Source organism: Pseudobacillus wudalianchiensis, from assembly GCF_001685015.1.
Lineage (GTDB): Bacteria > Bacillota > Bacilli > Bacillales > Domibacillaceae > Pseudobacillus > Pseudobacillus wudalianchiensis.
In genome coordinates this window covers 16,486-38,130 of the sequence record NZ_MAYT01000023.1, presented here as the reverse complement: position 1 = coordinate 38,130, position 21,645 = coordinate 16,486, and the positions used below count along the sequence as shown (strand labels likewise).

At 41.0% G+C, this 21,645-nt stretch carries 23 protein-coding genes; 16 read left to right on the top strand and 7 right to left on the bottom strand.

The genetic code is table 11. The features are described 5' to 3' along the window. Positions 1-88 precede the first annotated feature (88 nt). The 3 genes from A8F95_RS10770 to A8F95_RS10760 all read right to left on the bottom strand — a co-directional run bounded on the left by A8F95_RS10770 (position 89) and on the right by A8F95_RS10760 (position 2,137). The gene (locus A8F95_RS10770) at positions 89-550 is read right to left on the bottom strand and encodes a YkyB family protein (protein WP_049661258.1); all 462 of its coding nucleotides are present in this window, start codon (positions 548-550) and stop codon (positions 89-91) included. Between the two features lie 256 nt (positions 551-806). Further along, complete coding sequence (locus tag A8F95_RS10765) at positions 807-1,682, bottom strand: metallophosphoesterase (protein ID WP_065410512.1); 876 nt, start codon at positions 1,680-1,682, stop codon at positions 807-809. A 137-nt stretch (positions 1,683-1,819) separates the two neighbouring features. After that, entirely contained in the window at positions 1,820-2,137 is a 318-nt protein-coding gene (locus tag A8F95_RS10760; RefSeq protein ID WP_065410511.1) for a glutaredoxin family protein, read from the bottom strand. A gap of 170 nt (positions 2,138-2,307) precedes the next feature. On the opposite strand from A8F95_RS10760, the gene A8F95_RS10755 reads away from it, so the two are divergent. The 11 genes from A8F95_RS10755 (at position 2,308) to A8F95_RS10705 (ending at position 12,416) form a co-directional block, all read left to right on the top strand. Further along, entirely contained in the window at positions 2,308-2,559 is a 252-nt protein-coding gene (locus tag A8F95_RS10755; protein ID WP_065410894.1) for a YkuJ family protein, read from the top strand. A gap of 174 nt (positions 2,560-2,733) precedes the next feature. Next, on the top strand, positions 2,734-3,174 hold the full coding sequence (gene cbpB, locus A8F95_RS10750; protein WP_049661264.1) for a cyclic-di-AMP-binding protein CbpB: 441 nt from the start codon (positions 2,734-2,736) through the stop codon (positions 3,172-3,174). 186 nt (positions 3,175-3,360) lie between these two features. After that, positions 3,361-4,779, top strand: a complete 1,419-nt coding sequence (locus A8F95_RS10745; RefSeq protein ID WP_077247354.1) for an MDR family MFS transporter — start codon at positions 3,361-3,363, stop codon at positions 4,777-4,779. Positions 4,780-4,806: 27 nt separating this feature from the next. Then, positions 4,807-5,673 carry a transcriptional regulator CcpC gene (locus tag A8F95_RS10740; RefSeq protein ID WP_065410509.1) on the top strand — a complete coding sequence of 289 codons (867 nt, stop codon included), beginning with the start codon at positions 4,807-4,809 and terminating at the stop codon, positions 5,671-5,673. A gap of 110 nt (positions 5,674-5,783) precedes the next feature. Further along, positions 5,784-6,494 (top strand): 2,3,4,5-tetrahydropyridine-2,6-dicarboxylate N-acetyltransferase, encoded by a 711-nt coding sequence (dapD, locus tag A8F95_RS10735; protein WP_049661270.1) that lies wholly within the window; start codon positions 5,784-5,786, stop codon positions 6,492-6,494. Positions 6,495-6,569: 75 nt separating this feature from the next. After that, positions 6,570-7,691: an N-acetyldiaminopimelate deacetylase gene (locus tag A8F95_RS10730; RefSeq protein WP_065410508.1), complete on the top strand. Its 1,122-nt coding sequence runs from the start codon at positions 6,570-6,572 to the stop codon at positions 7,689-7,691. A 356-nt stretch (positions 7,692-8,047) separates the two neighbouring features. Continuing rightward, positions 8,048-8,590 carry a biofilm-specific peroxidase AhpA gene (gene ahpA, locus A8F95_RS10725; RefSeq protein WP_049661274.1) on the top strand — a complete coding sequence of 181 codons (543 nt, stop codon included), beginning with the start codon at positions 8,048-8,050 and terminating at the stop codon, positions 8,588-8,590. A 90-nt stretch (positions 8,591-8,680) separates the two neighbouring features. After that, positions 8,681-9,139, top strand: coding sequence for a TlpA family protein disulfide reductase (locus A8F95_RS10720; protein WP_065410507.1), 459 nt, complete (start codon positions 8,681-8,683; stop codon positions 9,137-9,139). A 159-nt stretch (positions 9,140-9,298) separates the two neighbouring features. After that, positions 9,299-10,630: a cytochrome ubiquinol oxidase subunit I gene (locus A8F95_RS10715; protein ID WP_065410506.1), complete on the top strand. Its 1,332-nt coding sequence runs from the start codon at positions 9,299-9,301 to the stop codon at positions 10,628-10,630. Positions 10,631-10,653: 23 nt separating this feature from the next. Beyond that, a complete protein-coding gene (locus A8F95_RS10710) occupies positions 10,654-11,673 on the top strand; it encodes a cytochrome d ubiquinol oxidase subunit II (protein WP_065410505.1) in 1,020 nt (339 codons plus the stop codon). Between the two features lie 80 nt (positions 11,674-11,753). Beyond that, entirely contained in the window at positions 11,754-12,416 is a 663-nt protein-coding gene (locus A8F95_RS10705; RefSeq protein WP_077247324.1) for a potassium channel family protein, read from the top strand. Between the two features lie 187 nt (positions 12,417-12,603). Here A8F95_RS10705 and rnjA read toward each other — a convergent pair whose 3' ends face one another. The 3 genes from rnjA to A8F95_RS22465 all read right to left on the bottom strand — a co-directional run bounded on the left by rnjA (position 12,604) and on the right by A8F95_RS22465 (position 14,986). Further along, a complete protein-coding gene (gene rnjA / locus A8F95_RS10700) occupies positions 12,604-14,271 on the bottom strand; it encodes a ribonuclease J1 (protein WP_065410504.1) in 1,668 nt (555 codons plus the stop codon). Between the two features lie 3 nt (positions 14,272-14,274). Then, entirely contained in the window at positions 14,275-14,484 is a 210-nt protein-coding gene (locus tag A8F95_RS10695) for a DNA-dependent RNA polymerase subunit epsilon (protein ID WP_065410503.1), read from the bottom strand. 334 nt (positions 14,485-14,818) lie between these two features. Beyond that, positions 14,819-14,986, bottom strand: a complete 168-nt coding sequence (locus tag A8F95_RS22465; RefSeq protein ID WP_176713671.1) for a hypothetical protein — start codon at positions 14,984-14,986, stop codon at positions 14,819-14,821. Between the two features lie 380 nt (positions 14,987-15,366). Between A8F95_RS22465 and A8F95_RS10690 the strand changes: the two genes are divergently transcribed. Next, a complete protein-coding gene (locus A8F95_RS10690; protein WP_065410502.1) occupies positions 15,367-16,137 on the top strand; it encodes a Cof-type HAD-IIB family hydrolase in 771 nt (256 codons plus the stop codon). Between the two features lie 99 nt (positions 16,138-16,236). Here the strand turns inward: A8F95_RS10690 and def are convergent, their stop codons facing one another. Continuing rightward, positions 16,237-16,791 carry a peptide deformylase gene (gene def, locus A8F95_RS10685; RefSeq protein WP_065410501.1) on the bottom strand — a complete coding sequence of 185 codons (555 nt, stop codon included), beginning with the start codon at positions 16,789-16,791 and terminating at the stop codon, positions 16,237-16,239. 167 nt (positions 16,792-16,958) lie between these two features. Here def and A8F95_RS10680 point away from each other — a divergent pair, with 167 nt between their 5' ends. The 4 genes from A8F95_RS10680 to A8F95_RS10665 all read left to right on the top strand — a co-directional run bounded on the left by A8F95_RS10680 (position 16,959) and on the right by A8F95_RS10665 (position 21,645). Further along, positions 16,959-17,594, top strand: coding sequence for a YkyA family protein (locus tag A8F95_RS10680; protein WP_065410500.1), 636 nt, complete (start codon positions 16,959-16,961; stop codon positions 17,592-17,594). A gap of 483 nt (positions 17,595-18,077) precedes the next feature. Then, positions 18,078-19,190 carry a pyruvate dehydrogenase (acetyl-transferring) E1 component subunit alpha gene (pdhA, locus tag A8F95_RS10675; protein WP_065410499.1) on the top strand — a complete coding sequence of 371 codons (1,113 nt, stop codon included), beginning with the start codon at positions 18,078-18,080 and terminating at the stop codon, positions 19,188-19,190. Positions 19,191-19,193: 3 nt separating this feature from the next. Beyond that, on the top strand, positions 19,194-20,171 hold the full coding sequence (locus tag A8F95_RS10670) for an alpha-ketoacid dehydrogenase subunit beta (RefSeq protein ID WP_065410498.1): 978 nt from the start codon (positions 19,194-19,196) through the stop codon (positions 20,169-20,171). A 115-nt stretch (positions 20,172-20,286) separates the two neighbouring features. Next, positions 20,287-21,645 carry a dihydrolipoamide acetyltransferase family protein gene (locus A8F95_RS10665; protein ID WP_065410497.1) on the top strand — a complete coding sequence of 453 codons (1,359 nt, stop codon included), beginning with the start codon at positions 20,287-20,289 and terminating at the stop codon, positions 21,643-21,645.

Sequence of the window (21,645 nt, the reverse complement as noted above, 5' to 3'; positions counted from 1 at the left end):
AGAGTTTTATAAAGAGTGTTATTCCAATCAAGTCAGTTTTTTAAAAATTCTCTTTAAAAAGCTGACTTAAGAAGAGAAACGATCTATTTTAATAGGATTGGCCGAGCGGTTTAAATACCGGTTTTTGATATTGCTTTTTCTGAGGGAAAGTACGTTCACTCTTTTCAATAAATCCGGTATATAATTGTAAAATTCGTTTTGCTTCAGTTAAATTCATGTATGTCTTTGGATTTCGCTTTTTTTGATCTAAGCTGCCAAAATGAGGGAGCGTGGCAAAGTCTTCTTTACAGGGCGGAATATGAAAAGTGTACTCGCCGCACACGACGAGAACATCTGATTGTTGCTGACTGTTCTTTGGATTATTCGAAAAGTGAAGGCCGGCTTTTTCTGCCCGTCCTTCCTGGATCATCTTCAAAAGTGCTTTCTTTTTTAATAAATAAAGGTATTTAGGATTCGTAGCCGTCTTAGCATGCCGATTGACAGTAAAGATTGCTTTAGCGAGGTTTGAAGTAGATGGAGAATGGGCAGGAGATTCTTTATGCGTACTCAATTAAAGGACTCCTTTCAGACTAATTTTAACCCATTATAACCTTTTTTTAGTTGATTGAAAAGTATCTGAATTATTTTAATTTTTTAACTAAATGCTTTGTTAAATGATGAATGGGTGTTTAATAAGGGAATTAGAGTGAAAAGTATCTGACTGCAACAAAAATCAACAATCAAATGTAACAAACCTAACGAAAAAGAAGGCTGCTGAGACAGCCTTTCTAAAAAGGCAGGTGAATCTATTCAAGCCGCTTTTCTCCTTAGCTTGGAGATTTTAACGTAAAAACCGTGATTTCAGGAATGGACAAAAAGCGAAAAGGCAGCCTTGTTGTGCCAAGTCCGCGATTCACATAAAGAGCTAATCTTGTTTCTCCATCTACTATATATTGTCCCTCTTTATAGATTTCGGCATAGGGTGGCGTGTACAGGGCTCCATACCAGGGGAGTTGGATTTGGCCGCCATGGGAATGCCCGCTTAATTGTAAATGAATACCGGCATTTGCGGCCTCTTTTGCTAGATCAGGTGCATGGGAAAGCAGGATAAGGTAATGCCCTTCTTTTACTTTCTTTTTAGTCTGGCTGAAACTAGGCTGTCCGAGTGAGGCATCATCAATACCGAGCAAATAAATAGATTCGTTCAAATGTCTTAATTCAACTGATTTGTTTTTTAAAAGTTGAAATCCAGATTCCTGCATAATAAATTTATAAAGGTCTGTTCCGTAACCGCCGTGGTCGTGATTGCCATAAACAGCGAATTTCCCTAAAGGAGCTTGCAATTTTTGGAGAATAGAGGTAACCGTCTTTGTTTCTGCTGGACTATATGTGTCTGGTCTATCCAGCAAGTCACCGGTGAAGAAGATGAAATCTGGACGAAGCGAATGGATCTTTTCCACATGTTCATTTAATTGTTTTACTGTATATTGAAAACCTAAATGAGTATCACTAAATTGAACGATTCGTTTATTATGAAAAGCGCGTGGAATTAATTCATGCGTAACGGCCACTTCATTGATTTGCAGGCGCTTTGGCTCAATGAACCTCGCATAAGAATACCCTCCTCCTGCCAGTCCGAGAAGAGAAAGCAAGAACGTGAGGGATTGTTTTAAAAACGACCGGCGAGAAAGTTTTTCTTTCATATTTTTCACTCTTTCAAATAGGGTTGGACATTATCAATAGTAATGGAAACAGAGATATTTATAAATTGTTTTGTATTGGCTCATCAGGTTAATCGTTCCTGCTTTAAAGTGCGTTTTCCTGATTTCACCTTTTGTCCTTACCTTATCTGCCAGCTGTGTAACGGCAAGAAAAAAGGATGGAAGAGAAAGATCTTATGGCCCATCCTTTCGGTTCTACATTCCATTTTTTTGTAATAATTCATTAAAGCTTCAAGATCGAAGCCTCTCACCGCTTCATCTTGAACGACTACTGTTGGAGTAGAAGAAGCATTCCATTTATTTCTCCATTCTTGCTTTGCGGATTCGTCCTCTGCAATATTTTTCTCTTCATAGCGAACACCGCGGTCATTTAAAAATAGTTTAACGATTTGGCATGGGGGGCATTCAGGCTGGGTATATAAAATAACAGGCATCATTGGGTTTCTCCTTTGTTCTTCTTGAATATAATATAAAAAATAAAATAGTTGGATATAAAATAGATGTATGGTATATTTCTTTTGCCTATTTATTTTATAACAAACAGATACGGGACAGTCAAAACCAAAATAAATATCGAATTAGCAAGGTGAAAGGAGCCAATCATTTTATGTCACAATTAGCAGGCATTATTCAGCGATTGAAATCATTACAAGAAGGCGGAGAAAACGGAGAGGTTCAGCAACGCTTGTTTGAAGTAAACGGCAAGACGCTGTGCCAGGTTAAGTTCTTTCCAGGAAAAGATACATTTGAGTTGGAAGTATACGATAAAGATGGAAAGGGCAATAAGTATCCTTTCGATGACATCGATATGACTGCCATTGAAATCTTCGAACTTCTTCAAGAAGAAAAACAGCAGTAATAATGATATTCTAGCCCTGCTTACAACGAAGCGTAAGCGGGGCTTTTGGGGAGTCATGGAAATGTATGGGGAAGATTTGCTATAATCAAAGAAAGTACCTTAGACAATGGGGAGTGCGAGATGCCTAACCACAAGAAGAAAGCGCTCAGAAAAGTGTAAAGGGGTAGTAGTCAGATGATTTCTTTCGAGAGTAAAGATGTCCTTCATACGAATATTATGGATTATATTATTCCTGCCGAGAAAGTTGCCCACGTGCAGCCAGGGAATAATTTAGAGCATGCTTTGTTAATTTTAACGAAGAGCGGATATACAGCTATTCCAGTATTAGATGCCAAATACAGGCTTCAAGGATTAATTAGCTCACCGATGATTACGGAAGCGATTCTTGGATTAGAGAGAATTGAGTTTGAAAAGCTAGAGCATATGAAAGTGGAAGAAGTGATGGCGACTGATAAGCCATGGCTTACGATCCATGACCATTTTCGAAAAGCGCTCGGATTGTTAATCAATCATCCTTTTTTGTGTGTAACAGATGAAGAAGGTGTATTTCAAGGTATATTGACGAGAAGAGTCATTCTTAAACATTTGAACTATCACGTAGATCAGCTTAAATAAACTACAATTTTTACTTTTGGCCGGATTCCCTTCATTAAGAGAAGCATGGGAAAGATGAGAGCTTCTTTTAATGATGGACCGGTTTTTTTGTAGTCTGCAGGGAGGAAATAGAAGTTGAACGATGCACTTCACAAGGAAAGGAAAGTGACGAAGCGCCCATTTGTGTTAGCCGCTGTTATTCTGGCCATGTTTATAGGGGCGATTGAAGCAACGATCGTTTCTACGGCGATGCCTGCTATCGTAGCAGATTTGGGCGGCTTTTCTCTTTATAGCTGGGTATTTTCTTCATATTTATTAATGAATGCAGCCACTGTATTAATCTACGGAAAGCTATCTGATATTTTTGGGCGCAAGCCTGTGCTGATTATCGGCATTTTAATTTTTCTTATCGGTTCCTTTTTGTGCGGGCTGGCCACTTCTATGGAACAGCTCATTTTCTTCCGTCTGATTCAAGGTCTTGGTGCAGGGGCTGTAATGCCGATTGCCAGCACGATTGTAGGCGATATTTATACGACAGAAGAGCGGGCGAAAGTACAGGGATATCTTTCAAGTGTTTGGGGAATCTCAGCAGTGACGGGTCCTGCTCTTGGTGGATTGCTTGTAGAATTCGTCAGTTGGCGTTTTGTGTTTTGGATTAATTTACCGCTAGGTCTATTAGCTATTGCCGGTTTACTATTATTTTTACATGAAAATATTGAAAAGAAAAAACCGGAAATCGACTATGCTGGTACTTTCGTATTTTTAATTTCTATTTCTTGCCTCATGTTTTTATTAGTGGAGGGCGGAGTAAAATTTCCTTGGTTATCTGGGAAGAGCGCCCTTTTGTTTGCTGCAACAGCTATCGCTTTTATTTCTTTTATTTGGATAGAAAAGCGAACTGCATCTCCTATGATGCCTTTTGATCTTTGGAAAGTTCGTTCTATCTTGATCGCTAATATCGTGTCTTTTACAACGGGTGTTATGCTGATCGGGATTTCGAGTTTTTTACCGACTTATGTACAAGGCGTAATGGAAGAGAATGCGACGATTGCTGGATTTACACTAACCGCTATGTCAATCGGATGGCCTATTGCTTCAACGCTTTCAGGGAAAATGCTTTTGTCTATCGGTTATCGCAAAACGACAATAATTGGCGGCATATCTCTGATTCTTGGCAGTGCGTTGTTCGTGTTGATGAATGCGGAAAGTGGACCCTGGTGGGCGGCTATTTCTTCCTTTTTCGTCGGTGTCGGTATGGGTCTTACTTCGACTGCTTTCATCGTTTCAATTCAAAACTCGGTAGAATGGAATCAGCGGGGGGCGGCGACTGCGGCTAATATGTTTATGAGAAACTTAGGAAACACAGTAGGGGCTGCTTTGCTTGGCGGTGTTTTAAATGGCCGGCTGCAGGCTTTCTTGGACAGGCAGCCTAATGAAGAAATCCAGTCTTTGTCCATTGATTCGATTAATAAGCTGCTTGGCGGGGAAGGCAGCAAGCTTTCGGATGAGATGTTTCATATTTTACAGGAAGGCTTATCGAGTTCACTGCATTCCGTTTATGTAGTGGTGCTTATTTTCGCTGTGTTTTCTTTTCTCTTCCTATTACTGTTAAAAAAGGGTGAGTGATTCACTCGTAGTTTGGAGGGAAGCGGTATGATATTTTCGGAATTTCAACTATTAAAGGTTTTAGCGGAAGAAATGAATATGAGAAAAGCAGCTCAGCGTCTGTTCGTTTCACAGCCGGCACTGTCACAGCGGCTACAAACAATTGAAAAAGAATGGGGCACAAAGATTTTCAATAGGTCGACAAAAGGGTTATCTTTAACGCCGCCGGGAGAAATGATCGTGCAGTTTGCTGCAGAGGTCGTCGAAAAAAGAGAAAAGGTACAGGAAAATATTCAAGCTCTTGAATCAGAGGTATACGGTACATTAAAGATCGCCTGTGCCTCCATTGTCGGGCAAAAGTGGCTGCCAAAAGTATTAAAGCGCTTCGTGAAAAAGTATCCTTACGCCAAAATATCCTTAATGACGGGGTGGAGCAGTGAAATTTCTAAAGCACTTTATGAGGGGGAAGTGCATATTGGCATTATCCGCGGAATGCCAGAGTGGAAAGGACGGAAAATTCATCTTTTTGAAGATAGTCTCTATTTAGTAGACAGAGAAATCCGGAATGTTGAAGAAATCCTGACAACCGACAAGCCATTTATTCAATTTAAGAGCGATTCCACTTATTTTCAAGAAATACAGGAATGGTGGCACCGGCAATTTCAAATGGCACCTAAACAGTCTATTATTGTTGACCAAATAGAAACGTGTAAACAAATGGCTTTTAATGGAATTGGGTATGCCATTTTGCCGGCCATCACGCTGGATGAAGTAGAGGGAGATGTATATAAGCTGCCTTTGCTTGATGAGGAACAGCGTCCTCTTCGCCGGGATACATGGCTCCTTGGATATGATTCTGCCTTTGAATTAAGGCAGGTTCAGGCATTTCTTGAAGTAGTGGAAGAGTGCAAGTAAAGATAAAATATTCTTGTGAAATGTTCTTTACTCTGATAAATTAAGAAGAAATGCGAAGTAAAATTTTTAGCTTTTCGCAGTATAGATGAAGAGTGGGAGGAATACATAGCATGAAAATGATGGATGCACATGAAATTATTTCTTTTATTAGCAATAGCACGAAATCAACACCAGTTAAAGTATACGTAAAAGGTGAACTTGAAGGAATTGATTTTGGCGCTTCTGCTAAAACATTTATTGAAGGCCGTTCAGGTGTTGTCTTTGGCGAGTGGTCAGAAATTTCTGAAGCGATCAAACAAAACGAAGGCAAAATTGAAGAGTATGTTGTAGAGAACGATCGTCGCAATTCAGCGATTCCTTTGCTTGATTTAAAAGGAATTAAGGCACGTATTGAGCCAGGTGCGATTATTCGTGACCAAGTAGAAATTGGTGATAATGCTGTCATCATGATGGGGGCTTCGATTAACATTGGTTCTGTTATTGGTGAAGGAACGATGATTGATATGAACGCTGTGCTCGGAGGACGCGCAACAGTAGGGAAAAACTGCCACGTTGGCGCTGGCGCAGTATTAGCGGGAGTAATTGAGCCGCCTTCTGCACAACCGGTTGTTCTTGAAGATGATGTGTTAATCGGTGCAAATGCTGTCGTATTAGAAGGGGTAAGAATCGGACAAGGATCTGTCGTGGCAGCAGGTGCAATCGTCACAGAGGATATTCCGCCGTTTTCAGTAGCAGTAGGGGCACCAGCAAGAGTGATTAAGCAAATTGACGATAAGACAAAGTCAAAAACAGAAATCATGCAGGAATTACGCAAGCTGTAAGCAGCATGGAAGAGAAACCGAAAGAAGCACGGGCTGCAGCCCGTGCTTCTTTATTAAAGAAAGTGAGTGGGAAAAGTGGAATACAGTCCGTTTATAAGTATCCGAAGAGACCTTCATCAAATTCCTGAGCTTGGATTTAAAGAGTATAAGACACAAAGCTATATTTTGGAATATTTGCGTTCTCTTCCTCAGGAACGATTGGAAGTCAAAACGTGGAGAACAGGCATTCTAGTCAAAATAAAAGGCAAAACAGGGCAGCGTACGATCGGCTATCGTGCTGATATGGACGGACTGCCGATTGAGGAACAGACAGGCCTCGATTTTCAATCCTCCCATCCAGGCTTCATGCATGCCTGTGGTCACGATGTCCATATGAGCATCGCTTTAGGGGTGCTGACTCATTTTGTCCATCATGAAATTGATCCCGATTTGCTTTTTATTTTTCAGCCGGCTGAAGAAGGGCCTGGCGGAGCACAACCGATGATAGAGAGTAAAGAGATGAGTGAGTGGTTGCCGGATGAAATATACGCACTGCATATTGCTCCTGAATATCCAGCAGGAACGATTGCCACAAAAGAAGGCATGTTGTTTGCTAACACCTCCGAATTATTTATTGACTTAACAGGAAAAGGAGGCCATGCGGCTTTTCCTCACGAGACAAAGGATATGGTCGTTGTGGCTGCTCATTTAATTACTCAGCTGCAAACGGTTGTATCTCGAAATACGAATCCGCTGGATAGTGCAGTTGTCACGATTGGCAAGCTAACAGGAGGGACGGTTCAAAATATTATCGCTGAAACCGCTCGCCTTGAAGGAACGATTCGGACGTTATCTGCAGAATCTATGTTAAAAGTGAAAAAGCGTATTGAAGCGCTTGTAAAAGGGATTGAAGTCGGCTTTGAATGCACGGCTGCCATTGATTATGGCTGTAATTACTATCAAGTAAATAACGATCCTGCTGTTTCAGAACGTTTTATATCTTTTATGGAGCATCAAGAAGACATTCAGCTCGTTATTTGCAAAGAAGCGATGACGGGAGAAGACTTTGGCTATATGCTAAAAGAAATCCCTGGGTTAATGTTTTGGCTTGGGGTAGGTTCTGATTATGGTCTTCATCATGCTAAGCTAAATCCAAATGAAGAAGCGATTACAGTCGGCATTGAAGCGCTGACGAGGTATTTTCATACACTTTCTTAACTGGCTGGAAGTAAGCGGTTTTATTTCACCTGCTGCTTGCTTTTGGAAAAATCAGAACAGTTCTTTCCTTTCAAAGCAGCTGCAGAAGTTATTATTTGGTTGTCCGGAAAGATCATGTTACACTGGATATAAATGATAGCGTTTAAAAATAGAACAGCAGGGAATAACAGTAAAGGGCATTTTTAAGTGAGGGCAACTAAACGTTTGTATTAATTTCTTTTTTAAAATTATTATAAACAACTGTTGACGATAATGCTTGTATCTATTATAATAATAATTGTGATCAGGGGAGTAATTGAGAATAATCATTTACTTTCTCATTTATAATGAATTTTAATTTTGGAGGGATTTTAGCGATGGCAGAACGCATGGTAGGAAAACAAGCTCCACGTTTTGAAATGGAAGCAGTATTGGCTAATAAGGAGTTTGGAAAAGTAAGTCTTGAAGAAAACATGAAAAACGACAAGTGGACAGTATTATTCTTCTATCCAATGGACTTTACTTTCGTATGTCCAACAGAAATTACTGCTTTATCTGATCGTTATGATGAGTTCGAAGATCTTGATGCAGAAGTAATCGGCGTTTCTACAGATACTATTCACACTCACTTAGCATGGATTAACACTGACCGCAAAGACAACGGTCTTGGCGATCTTAAATATCCATTAGCTGCTGACACAAATCATGTTGTAGCTCGTGAATATGGCGTATTGATTGAAGAAGAAGGAGTTGCACTTCGTGGATTATTCATCATCAATCCAGAAGGCGAGCTTCAATACCAAGTAGTAAACCACAACAATATCGGCCGTGATGTAGATGAAACACTTCGTGTTCTTCAAGCGCTTCAAACAGGCGGACTTTGCCCTGCAAACTGGAAGCCAGGCCAAAAAACTCTATAATCTTTCTTTGTGAAGACTTCATTAAGCATAACAAATCTAGAGGCCTAACTTACTTGTTAGGCCTTTTTTAGAAATAAGGAGGCTATTCAAATGAAACTTAGAGAACCGATGCCAGAATTACAAGGTGCAACTGCTTGGTTGAACGGTGAAGTAACGAAGGATGAGCTAGTCGGAGAAAAGCCAACACTTATCCATTTTTGGTCTATCAGCTGTCATCTATGTAAAGAAGCAATGCCAAAAGTAAATGAATTCCGTGATGAATACAGTGACAAGCTTAATGTCGTAGCTGTACATATGCCTCGTTCTGAAGATGACCTTAATTTAGAAGAAATTAAGTCAGTGGCAGCAGAACATGAAATTACACAGCCAATTTTCGTAGACAGCGAGCATAAATTAACAGAAGCATTTGAGAATCAGTATGTTCCTGCTTATTACGTATTTGATAAAGATGGCAATCTTCGTCATTTCCAAGCTGGAGGCAGCGGCATGAAAATGCTCGAAAAACGTGTAAATCGCGTGTTAGATGAAATGGAGAAAAATGCCCAATAATAAAAGAAGCCAGCTAATGAGCTGGTTTTTTTATTAAGTGAGTTTGTGAAAAAAGTCACAAAATCTTCATCAAGAAAGGGACTTTTCCTCGTGCCAAGCGTTTAGAATAGAGTGAATAGGAAAAATAAACTGAAGATGTAAAAATAAGGAGGGCTCTGTATGGAACTGGATAGTGTCATGCTCAGCCGGATGTTGACTTCAATGACATTAGCATTTCACATTATTTTCGCTACGATTGGTGTAGGGGTTCCGATCATGATTTCGATCGCTGAATTTATTGGGATCAAAAGAAACGACCCGTATTACTTATTGTTAGCACGGCGCTGGGCCCGGGGCTTCACGATAACAGTCGCTGTAGGCGTTGTAACGGGAACGGCTATTGGCCTTCAATTATCGCTCCTTTGGCCGAGTTTCATGGAAGTGGCTGGACAGGTCATTGCTTTGCCTTTATTTATGGAAACATTCGCTTTTTTCTTTGAAGCGATCTTTCTTGGCATTTATTTGTACACATGGGATCGGTTTAAAAACCGTATGACACATTGGGTTTTAACGATTCCCGTAATGATCGGCTCTTCTGCGTCAGCTTTGTTTATTACGACAGTAAACTCATTCATGAACACGCCCCAAGGATTTGAATTGAAAAGTGGAAAAGCGGTTAATATTGATCCGATTGCTGCAATGTTTAATCCTGCTACTCCATCTAAAGTATTTCACGTATTAACTACGTCTTACATGACTGCTGCTGCTGTGCTGGCAGCCATTGCTGCTTTTGCTATTATGAAAGGAAAACGCAGTCAGTATGAAAGAAAAGCTTTACGGCTGACGATGATTTGTACCTTTATCTTTTCTATCTTGACTGCTGTTGCTGGAGATATATCAGCTAAGTTTTTGGCCGAAAAACAGCCTGAGAAGCTGGCAGCTGCAGAATGGCATTTCGAGACAGAAAAAAATGCCGACTTAATTTTGTTCGGTACGCTTGACGAAAACAATGAAATAAAAAATGAAATTCGTCTCCCGGGATTTTTGAGCTTTTTAGCTGGCAGCTCGTTCGATACGAAAGTCATTGGATTAAATGAATTTCCAGAAGATGAGCGTCCGCCATTATGGATTCATTATATGTTTGATCTGATGGTTTCAATCGGTTTCTTCGTTCTCGCCGTTTCAGGTATTTATATTCTAATGGATAAAATTAAACGGTTTAACGAGTTAAACAAACCGTTGCTATGGATGATTACCGCCTCTGGCCCGCTTGCAATGCTTGCGATTGAATTCGGTTGGATCTATGCGGAAGTAGGACGTCAGCCATGGATATTGAGAGGATATATGAAAGTATCGGAAGCGGCCACGACTGGTGACGGAGTCGGGCTTACGTTTATTTTGTTTGCTCTTCTTTATCTAGTGCTTGGAGTGCTTTGTGTCATCGTACTAATTCGGATGTTTAAAAATACGCCGGCAGAAGCTGAACTGGAAAAACGTTTCCCAAACCCTTGAGTAAATAGAGGAGGATAAGAGGCATGAATTTAGAACTTCTCGGCATTACAGTTCTCTGGACGTTTCTATATGGTTATCTAATCGTTGCGTCCATTGATTTCGGTGCTGGCTTTTTCGCTTATTATGGGAAAATAACGAAAAAAGACCATTTAATTAATGACTTAATCTCCAGATATTTATCACCGGTCTGGGAAGTAACAAACGTCTTTTTTGTCTTTTTCTTTGTCGGAATAGTTGGCTTTTTTCCTAGTACAGCCTATTATTTCGGAACGGCCCTGCTTATTCCTGGTAGTATAGCGATCATTTTGCTGGCTATACGCGGGTCTTTCTACGCTTTTAACAATTACGGTTCGAAAAATAATATTGTTTACTTATTTTTATATGGAGCGACGGGTTTATTGATTCCCGCCTCGCTTTCGACCGCCTTAACAATTTCTGAAGGTGGATTTCTAAACGTTGAAGGCAACAAGGTTACCTTTTTGGCAAAGGAGCTGTTTACAAGCCCTTATTCTTGGAGTGTAGTCGCGCTGTCTATTGTGTCTGTTCTGTTTATTAGCGCCGCTTTCTTAACTTACTACGCAGATCGGGCAAACGATAGGGGAGCGAGAGCTATTCTTCGTAAATTTGCTTTATTATGGAGTCCTCCAACAATCTTGGCGAGTCTACTCGTATTTGTGTCGCTCCGGGAACATAATCCTGAGCATTTTCAAAAGGCTGTTAGTGAGTATTGGTGGATGTTCGCTATGTCTCTTGTTTGCTTTATGATGGCGTCGTACTTAATTTATATAAGAAAACATTTTGGGACGGCTTTTATTATGGTGATGCTGCAGTTTTTCTTTGCTTTTTTTGGTTATGGTGCGTCTCATTTGCCTTATATTTTATATCCGCATGTTATCTTGCATGAGAGTGTCACAAACGAAACAATGGCGATGGCGCTTGTGATCGTCTTCATATTAGGGCTCTTGCTGCTAATTCCATCTCTTTATTTGTTGATGAAGCTATTCCTGTTTGATGCGGACTATATAAAAGGAAAAAAACAATAAATAGAGGTATCGTATAGCGTTATCTTCTATGTTAGAATGGTCAAGTAATGAAACTTCGATGAATTAGTGGGGGAATGTACGTGAAAAAAGAATTTGTCGTAATAGGTCTCGGTCGTTTTGGCGGCAGCATATGCCGGGCGCTTTCAGAGCAAGGAATGGAAGTAATGGCGATCGATGTGGATGAGGACCGAGTCAATGAATTTGCTGCTATTGCCTCACATGCCGTTGTAGCGGATACAACGGATGAATCGGTGTTAAAAAGTCTTGGCATCCGTAATTTTGATCACGTCATCGTAGCGATTGGTGATGATATTCAGTCCAGTATTTTAACAACGTTAATGTTAAAAGAAATTGGGGTGAAAAAGGTTACCGCAAAAGCGCAAAATGATTACCACGAAAAAGTACTTAGAAAAATTGGAGCAGATCACGTTGTCCATCCAGAGCGGGATATGGGGCGGAGAATTGCCCATAATATGATTTCTAATAATGTACTTGATTACTTAGAGCTGTCGGATGAGCATTCTATTATGGAAATTGTAGCGAATAAAGTGTTGGCAGGAAACTCGCTAATCGATTTAGATATCCGTGCACGATATGGCATTAACATTGTCGCGATTAAAAGAGGAAGAGAGATCTTTGTGTCTCCGCAAGCAGATGAAAAGATAGCCGAGGGAGACATCTTGATCGTCATCGGTGCTGACTCAGATATTAATCGTTTCGAACAAAAAGTAATGAATGCTTAATAGAAGTATCGATATAATCGTTACATTTGTATAAATTATATTACCTATAGAGAACTTCCGGCTATTCAGCCTGGATGAAACCTAAAGATGCAGCTGCGTACTGCATCTTTTTTATAGGAAAAATAAAAAGGCTGCCTCTCGTGTATGACACACTTTGAGAGACAGCCTTGGACGGTGGATGATTGAATTAAACTTCCATAATGATTGGAAGGATCATCGGGCGACGCTTTGTTTTTTCGTAAAGGAAAGGAGCGAGTGTGTCGATGATTTCATTTTTAATCTCCGACCATTGAGTCGTTTTCTGGCTGAGAATACGATGGATGTGTTTGTTTAACATGCTTTGCGCCTCGTAAATTAAATCGCCTGATTCGCGCATATAGACGAAACCGCGTGAAATGATATCAGGTCCTGCTTCTACTTTATAGGTTTCCATGTTAATGCTCACTACAACGATAACGAGCCCTTCTTCGGATAGAATACGGCGGTCACGTAAAACAATGTTGCCGATATCGCCAATACCGCTTCCATCAATATAGACGGAACCAGAAGGGATTTTGCCAGCGAGCTGAGCAGAATCTTTGCTAAGAGCCAACACTTCTCCATTGTCCATAATAAAACAGTGATCTTCAGGGACGTCGCAGTCAACAGCGAGTTGAGCGTGCATTTTCTGCATTCTGTATTCTCCGTGAATCGGCATGAAAAACTTAGGTTTGATTAAGCGCAGCATAAGTTTTTGTTCTTCTTGGCTTCCATGGCCGGATGTATGAATATTGCTTAATGAACCGTGAATAACATCAGCCCCTGCACGGAAAAGCGCGTTAATGGTCCGGTTTACACTGATGGTGTTGCCGGGAATAGGCGAAGATGAAAATACAACTGTATCGCCTGGCTGAATTTGAATTTGCCGGTGAGTACCGTTAGCGATCCTAGACAGGGCAGCCATTGGTTCTCCTTGACTTCCTGTACAAAGAATGGTTACTTGATCAGCGGGTAGTCGGTTGAGCTGCTGGTTATCAACGAAAGTATCTTTTGGACAGCGAATGTAGCCTAAGTCTTGTCCGATATTAATGGCTGCTTCCATGCTTCGGCCAAATACGGCTACCTTCCGGCCATTTTCTACAGCTGCTTCTACCACTTGCTGCAATCGATGAATGTTAGAAGCAAACGTAGCGAAAATAATCCGTCCTTCTACTTTTCGGAAAATGTCTTGAATGCTGTCACCGACCCGGCGTTCAGACATTGTAAAGTTCGGTACTTCACTATTTGTGCTGTCGGATAGGAGGCAAAGCACGCCTTCCTTGCCGATTTCAGCCATTTTAGTTAAGTTAGCCGGTTCTCCAACCGGTGTAAAATCAAATTTAAAGTCACCCGTGTGTACAATGTTTCCCGGAGGTGTCTTCACGACAATGCCATAGGAATCTGGAATACTGTGCGTTGTACGGAAGAAAGTGACCGATGTTTTTCTAAATTTGATGACGTCATCTTCATGAATTTCATGCATCCTCGTTTGACGCAATAAACCATGTTCTTCCAATTTGTTTTTAATTAAGCCCAGTGCCAATTTTCCACCATAGATTGGAACGTTCACTTGACGAAGTAGATAGGGAATACCACCGATATGGTCTTCATGCCCATGGGTAATAAATAATCCTTTGATTTTGTCAGCGTTTTTCTCTAAATACGTGTAATCGGGAATGACGTAGTCGATACCAAGCAATTCGTCTTCAGGGAATTTAATGCCGGCATCGATTAAAATGATCTCATCCTGAAATTGTACTGCATAGGTGTTTTTTCCGATTTCACCCAAACCGCCAAGGGCAAAAACAGCTGTTTGATCATTTTTAACGGATTTCATAAATTAAAGCTTCTCCAATCGGTAATTTGGCGACTGTTGTTCATAAGCTAGGTACGGTCCTTCAATTGCTTGGACGTATTCGATATTATAAGGGCGGTTTTTCAGTGACTGACGCACTTCCCGTTCTGAAGCAGCTTCTGTGTAAAGAGTTTTCGTGTTTTCACGTATTGTTACTTCACTTCTGTTTTCTTGATAATACACTTTAAAAATCATTTGTTTCTCTCCTTGTCCGATTAATATATCAAAACTGCACACCTAGAAAGATTCTAGGGCAGCTCCTCTCATTTTTAGTACCACTTTTGGGCAGTTTGTTTCGCTTTTGATGTTTCGTTGCAACGGCCAGCCCGTACGGCGGTTCCGGTCTCTTTGTCGGAGTCAAAGAACGACTCCTTGTCGAGCCCTCCAACCTCCTATCGCGCTGGGCGAGCGCCTTCCGCTTTTCATGTCTAGCTCCGCCTCCTTGCCCCTCGAGGTCATAAGCCGATCTGGCTGTGTAGCCGAAAACGCCACTTCTCCATTTCGTCTTATGCTTGTCGGGGCAGAGCAGTTAGCTCCGCTTTTCAAGTCTAGCTGCAGGCGCTAGCACGTACGCTGATTTCGCTCTCTCTGTCGAAGTCTGAAAAACGACTTCTCGTCCAGAGCCCCAATCCGCTATCGCGCTGGACGAGCGCCTTCCGCTTTTCTTTATTATAAAGAATGTTTGATTTTTTTTCATGTTTTTCATATTCCTGCTTCTATTTAGATAGGAATAGACGAAAATTTTCGTATTTATACACAAAGACAGCCCTTCATAAAGGAAGGGCTACACCATTCTTTATTATGCGATTGATTTTCTTCTGAGCATGTCTCTCCACTGTTTGGCAAGCTTCTTTTTTAGCTTTTTTAACATAGTGGATCACTCCTTACGGTTATTTTATCATACATTTGTTTAAATAAAAAGAGAAATGGGAAGCCGTCCGTCACCTATTCGTTAGTATGGGTAGAATGATCATTGATTAGGAGTGGTAATAAACTCCAAAGATACCGGTTCGTTGACTTTGATAAGGAGTTAAGGTAGCGTGGAGAGGGGAAAATATATGACGAGGAGCTGTTTGCATGACAAAAATAGTGTTTTTTGATATAGATGGAACCTTGCTGGATCATGATAAACAGTTGCCGGCAAAGACAAAGGAAGCAGTTCAACAGTTAAGAGATAAAGGGGTTTACACAGCGATCGCTACTGGACGAGCACCGTTTATGTTTGAGGATTTGCGGAAGGAGCTTGATATTCATTCATTCGTTAGTTTCAATGGCCAATACGTGGTGTTTGAAGATCAAGTGATTTATCTGAATCCGCTGGCTGCTGACTCACTTGACCGGTTAAATCAATATGCAGGCGAGCAGGGGCATTCTCTTGTTTATATGACGGAAGAAGCGATGAAAGCAAATCGTCCCGATGATACATATGTAAAGGAAAGTCTCTCCACGTTGAAATTTCCTTATCCAGGGATCAGCCCGGATTTTCACAAAGAAAATGATTTATACCAAACGCTCATTTTTTGTGAAGAAGCAGAGGAAGAAAGGTATCGGAAGGATTTCCCTGAATTCACGTTTATTCGTTGGCATCCTTATTCTCTTGATATTCTTCCAGCAGGAGGATCGAAAGCAGAAGGAATAAAAAAAATGATGGAACGTCTTGATTTTAAGATGGAGGATGTGTATGCATTCGGTGACGGATTAAATGACATTGAAATGCTAAAGCTTGTAGGTACTGGGGTAGCTATGGGCAATGCACTTCCGCCTGTAAAGGAAGCAGCAGACATGGTGACAGCAGATGTAGCGGAAGACGGCATTTACCTCGCTCTTAAAAAGCTGGAGCTTCTATAGAGTATAACCTTTTATCACACATAGCCGCAGGCCGTTAGTTGTTCAACGGCCTGCGGCTAGCGGTTTATTGACATTCAAGCACAGAGATAGGTCCGGCTTTTAACGTTCAATCGGCACGGAGCCTTCAACGACTGAAAAAGGATTTTTCGGATCGATATGATCGTAAAACATAATGCCATTTAAATGGTCAATTTCATGTTGAGCTACAATAGCGGGCATCCCCTTTAAGCGAAGCTTTATTTCTTTTCCTTCAAGATCAATGGCTTTTATCGTTACTCTCGCATATCTGTGTACATATCCGGGAACATCGCGATCTACTGATAAACAGCCTTCACCAGAGAGTAAATAAGCTTTTTCTACAGAGTGACTTACAATTTTTGGGTTAATTAAAGCGTGACTGATCAGTTTCCCTTGTTCATCGTGGACTTGAATGGCAATGATGCGTTTTGTCAGGCCAATCTGTGGAGCTGCCAGTCCAACACCAGGCCGTAAACCGAATTTTTTGGCTGTTTCCGGATCTTGGCTATTTTGTACATATTCGAGTAATTGTTTAGCGGTCTTTTTATCTTCTTCACTTGGCGGCAAAGCCACATTCACTGCTTTTTCCCTTAAAGCTGGATGACCTTCCCGAACAATATCTTTCATCGTAATCATCATACGTACCTTCTTTCTTTAAGACAATCTCTACGAAATAGTTTATCAAAAAAACAGGTCGTTGTTAATGAAACAGGCTAATGTTTTAACGGAGACAAATTAGGCTATGTAAGAAAAACAGATGAGTAATACATAAAGGCAGAGTGTGAATGCAGAGGGAGGGAGAAATGAAGAAAAAGTCGATTGTCTCTTTTATGACAGTGTCGGTTTTGTTAACAGGCTGTGGAGGCTCACCTGAAGAAAAGGCGATCACGATCTTTGAGAAAACGGCAAAAACAGAAGAGGAGTCAGTGAAACAGCAGGAGCCCTTGAAAAAACTTGAGAACAAAGAGTTAAAGATATATGAAGAAATGATGGCCCCTAGTAAGAAAGATAAAAAGCAATGGGGGATTTTAACAAAGAAAGCTAAAAAGAATTTGGAAGAGCGAAAAGAAAAAGTTTCAGCAGAACAGGAAGCCATGAAGAACGCCGCAGATGAGTTTTCCAAAATACGTGAGCTGAAAAAACAAGTGGACAATAAACGCGTAAGGAGCCAGCTTAATGAATTGATTCGGACCATGGAGGCGAGGTACGAAGAGCATCAGAAAATAGGAAAGCTTTATTACAAGATTTTAGCGGAGAATAAAAAACTTTATACGATACTTGGGAAGGAAAAAACAAATTTAGGGAAAGTTGAAGAGCGGATTACTAACATTAATCAAGATAGTGAGAAGCTAAAAACAGCTAATAAACGCTTTAACCAATTAACACAAACGGTGAACAAACAAAAAAAATTATTAGAGAAATTGATAAATGGGAAATAAATAAAAGGCCGTTTCGTTAGGAAAAACACTTTAGCGTTGCTTGTTCGTCCTTTACCTCATCGCAGAGAAGCAGCTGGGATACCTAAAATACCCGGTTTTTTTCTTTTTCAAAGGGAAAGGATATACATGTATTCAAGAAAGGGAAATTTACCCGGTGCAAAACTACTCTATAACAGTTGAAAGAAATTAGTTTTTTTATAGTACAGATACTTTTCGTGGAGTAATACAGTTTTAATGGAGGGAATTGAGGAAAATCAACAACTCCCTTTTAGATAGGCTAATTTTATTTGACTTTCGGCTAATCATTATTATAGACTTATGTCTGTAAACAAGTGATTGTACTAGTATAGATGATATTTATAGTAGTACAGAGCTGAAGATAAATCACTCCATCTGGAGAATATGTGCAAGGCAGAAGACTGAAGGATGGCTTATTAAGTAGGAAGATTACGCACAACAAAAAAGAAAGGATAGGTGGCTTTCATGAGTGCTAAAAAGAAGGCACAGTTCGATGCAAAAAAGACACTTGAATTGATTGAAGACCAATTTACAATGGTTCAGATTTTAAACGAAGAGGGCGAGGTCGTTAATGAAGAGGCAATGCCTGAATTAACAGATGAACAGTTGGAAGAGTTAATGACTCGTATGGTGTATACGCGTATTCTTGACCAGCGTTCTATCTCTTTAAACCGTCAAGGGCGCTTAGGTTTCTACGCACCAACAGCAGGACAGGAAGCTTCTCAAATTGCTTCTCACTTTGCTTTGGAAAAAGAAGATTGGATTTTGCCAGGTTATCGTGATGTCCCACAAATCGTTTGGCATGGCCTTCCTTTATATCAAGCCTTTTTATTCTCGCGTGGCCATTATCATGGAAATCAAGTACCTGAGGGCTTAAATGTATTAGCGCCACAGATTATTATTGGAGCACAATACATTCAAAATGCCGGTGTAGCACTTGGTTTGAAAAAACGTGACAAAAAAGCGGTAGCGGTTACATACACAGGAGACGGTGGTTCTTCACAGGGAGATTTCTACGAAGGAATTAACTTTGCTGGTGCATTTAATGCTCCTGCTATTTTCATTGTGCAAAATAACCAGTTCGCCATTTCAACACCGCGTGAAAAACAAACAGCGGCCAAAACAATTGCTCAAAAAGGGGTGGCAGCTGGCCTGCCGAGTGTATTAGTAGACGGAATGGATCCATTAGCTGTTTATGCGGTTACTCGTCAAGCTCGTGAGCGTGCTCTAAATGGAGAAGGTCCAACTTTAATCGAAACAATGTGTTACCGTTATGGTCCGCATACGATGGCAGGAGACGATCCAACGCGTTATCGTACAAACGACATGGACAATGAATGGGAAAAGAAAGATCCGCTTGTTCGTTTCCGTAAGTACCTTGAGGCTAAAGGGTTGTGGAATGAAGAGAAGGAAACAGCTGTCATTGAACGGGCAAAAGAAGAGATTAAACAAGCAATTAAAAAAGCAGACGAAACACCGAAGCAAAAGGTGACGGATTTAATGGCTCATATGTACGAAGAAATGCCTGCGAATTTAAAAGAGCAATATGAAATTTACAAAGAGAAGGAGTCGAAGTAAGCCATGGCGCAAATGACAATGATCCAAGCTATTACGGACGCTCTGCGCACAGAACTAAAGAACGATGAAAATGTATTGGTCTTTGGGGAAGACGTTGGAGTGAATGGAGGGGTTTTCCGGGCGACGGAAGGTCTCCAAAAAGAATTTGGTGAAGACCGTGTATTTGATACACCGCTTGCTGAATCCGGAATCGGCGGGCTTGCTGTGGGACTTGCTCTCGAAGGATTCCGTCCGGTTCCTGAAATTCAATTTTTTGGTTTCGTTTATGAAGTAATGGATTCTATCAGTGGTCAATTAGCCCGTCTCCGTTATCGTTCAGGCGGCAGCTATTCTGCACCGGTAACGATCCGCTCTCCGTTTGGCGGTGGTGTGTATACACCAGAACTGCATGCGGATAGCTTAGAAGGGCTTGTTGCTCAGCAGCCAGGCTTGAAAGTCGTTATCCCATCTTCACCTTATGATGCAAAAGGATTGTTAATCTCTGCAATTCGTGACAATGACCCAGTTATTTTCCTAGAGCATATGAAATTATATCGTTCTTTCCGTCAAGAAGTGCCGGAAGAAGAATATACTATCCCTCTTGGAAAAGCAGAAGTAAAACGTGAAGGAACAGACCTTTCTATCATTACTTATGGTGCAATGGTTCATGAGTCCATTAAGGCGGCCGAAGAGTTGGAGAAAGAAGGACATTCCGTAGAAGTGATTGACCTTCGTACCATTCAGCCATTAGATATAGACACTATTATTGCTTCTGTAGAAAAAACAGGACGTGCGATTGTTGTTCAGGAAGCTCAAAAGCAAGCGGGAATTGCAGCTAATGTCGTAGCAGAAATTAATGAGCGCGCTATTTTGAGCCTGGATGCCCCGGTATTGCGTGTAGCGGCTCCAGATACAGTGTACCCATTCTCGCAAGCAGAGCCTGTTTGGCTTCCAAACTTTAAGGACGTTATTGAAACGGCGAAAAAAGTACTCGATTTTTAATAATAAGCAGAGTATAAGGCAGACGGTCTCAGGCCTATGTTGAATAGGTCTGAGATCTCTCCTAATATACCGCTTGTTTAAGATGATGAACTTTTACATTAGGAGGGTGAAGACTTTGGCATTTGAATTTAGATTACCGGATATCGGTGAAGGTATTCATGAAGGCGAAATCGTAAAATGGTTCGTAAAGCCAGGCGACAAAATTGAAGAGGATGATATCCTCTGTGAAGTGCAAAATGATAAAGCAGTTGTCGAAATTCCTTCTCCTGTTACAGGAACGGTAGAAGAGGTTTTAGTGAGCGAAGGAACAGTGGCTGTCGTAGGAGATGTGCTTGTTAGAATTGATGCTCCAGGCTACGAAGATCTACAGTTTAAAGGACATGGAGACGGCGAAGAAAAAACTGAGGCGCAAGTACAATCAACAGCCGAAGCAGGCCAGGACGTCAAAAAAGAAGAGGCGCCTATGCAGAAGGCGGAAGGAGCAACGGGAGCAGGTGAACAGCCGGCGGTTCAAGAAACGAACGTTGATCCAAACCGCCGTATTATAGCTATGCCGTCTGTTCGTAAATATGCGCGTGATAATGGAGTGGATATTCGTCAAGTAGCTGGTTCAGGTAAGAATGGCCGCGTACTAAAAGAAGACGTTGACAGCTTTATGACGGGAGGTCAGAAAGCAGCAGAAGAGCCAGCGGCTAAACAGGAAGAAACAGCTGTAGGGCAGGCAGCACAGAAAGCAGAAAGTGCAGCTGCACCTGTTATTCCAGAAGGAGAATTCCCAGAAACTCGCGAAAAAATGAGCGGTATCCGCAAAGCTATCGCTAAGGCTATGGTAAATTCTAAGCATACAGCACCGCACGTTACATTGATGGATGAAGTAGAGGTAACTAAACTTTGGGCACATCGTAAAAAATTCAAAGCTGTCGCTGAAGAAAAAGGTATTAAGTTAACTTTCCTTCCTTATGTGGTAAAAGCATTAACAAGTGCCCTTCGCGAATATCCAGCTTTAAATACATCGCTTGACGATAATACAGACGAAATTATTCATAAGCATTACTACAATATTGGGATCGCTGCAGACACAGACAAGGGCCTTCTTGTTCCTGTTGTAAAAAATGCGGACCGTAAATCAATGTTTGCCATCTCAAATGAAATTAACGAACTGGCAAATAAAGCGCGCGATGGCAAGCTTTCCCCGGCGGAAATGAAGGGCGCATCTTGCACGATTACAAACATCGGCTCTGCCGGCGGTCAATGGTTCACACCGGTTATTAACCATCCGGAAGTAGCTATTTTGGGCATTGGTCGAATTGCAGAAAAACCAATCGTAAAAAATGGTGAAATTATAGCCGCACCTGTGTTAGCATTATCATTGAGCTTTGACCATCGAATGATCGACGGTGCTACAGCTCAAAATGCGCTTAATCACATTAAGCGTTTATTAAATGATCCAGAACTTTTATTAATGGAGGCGTAA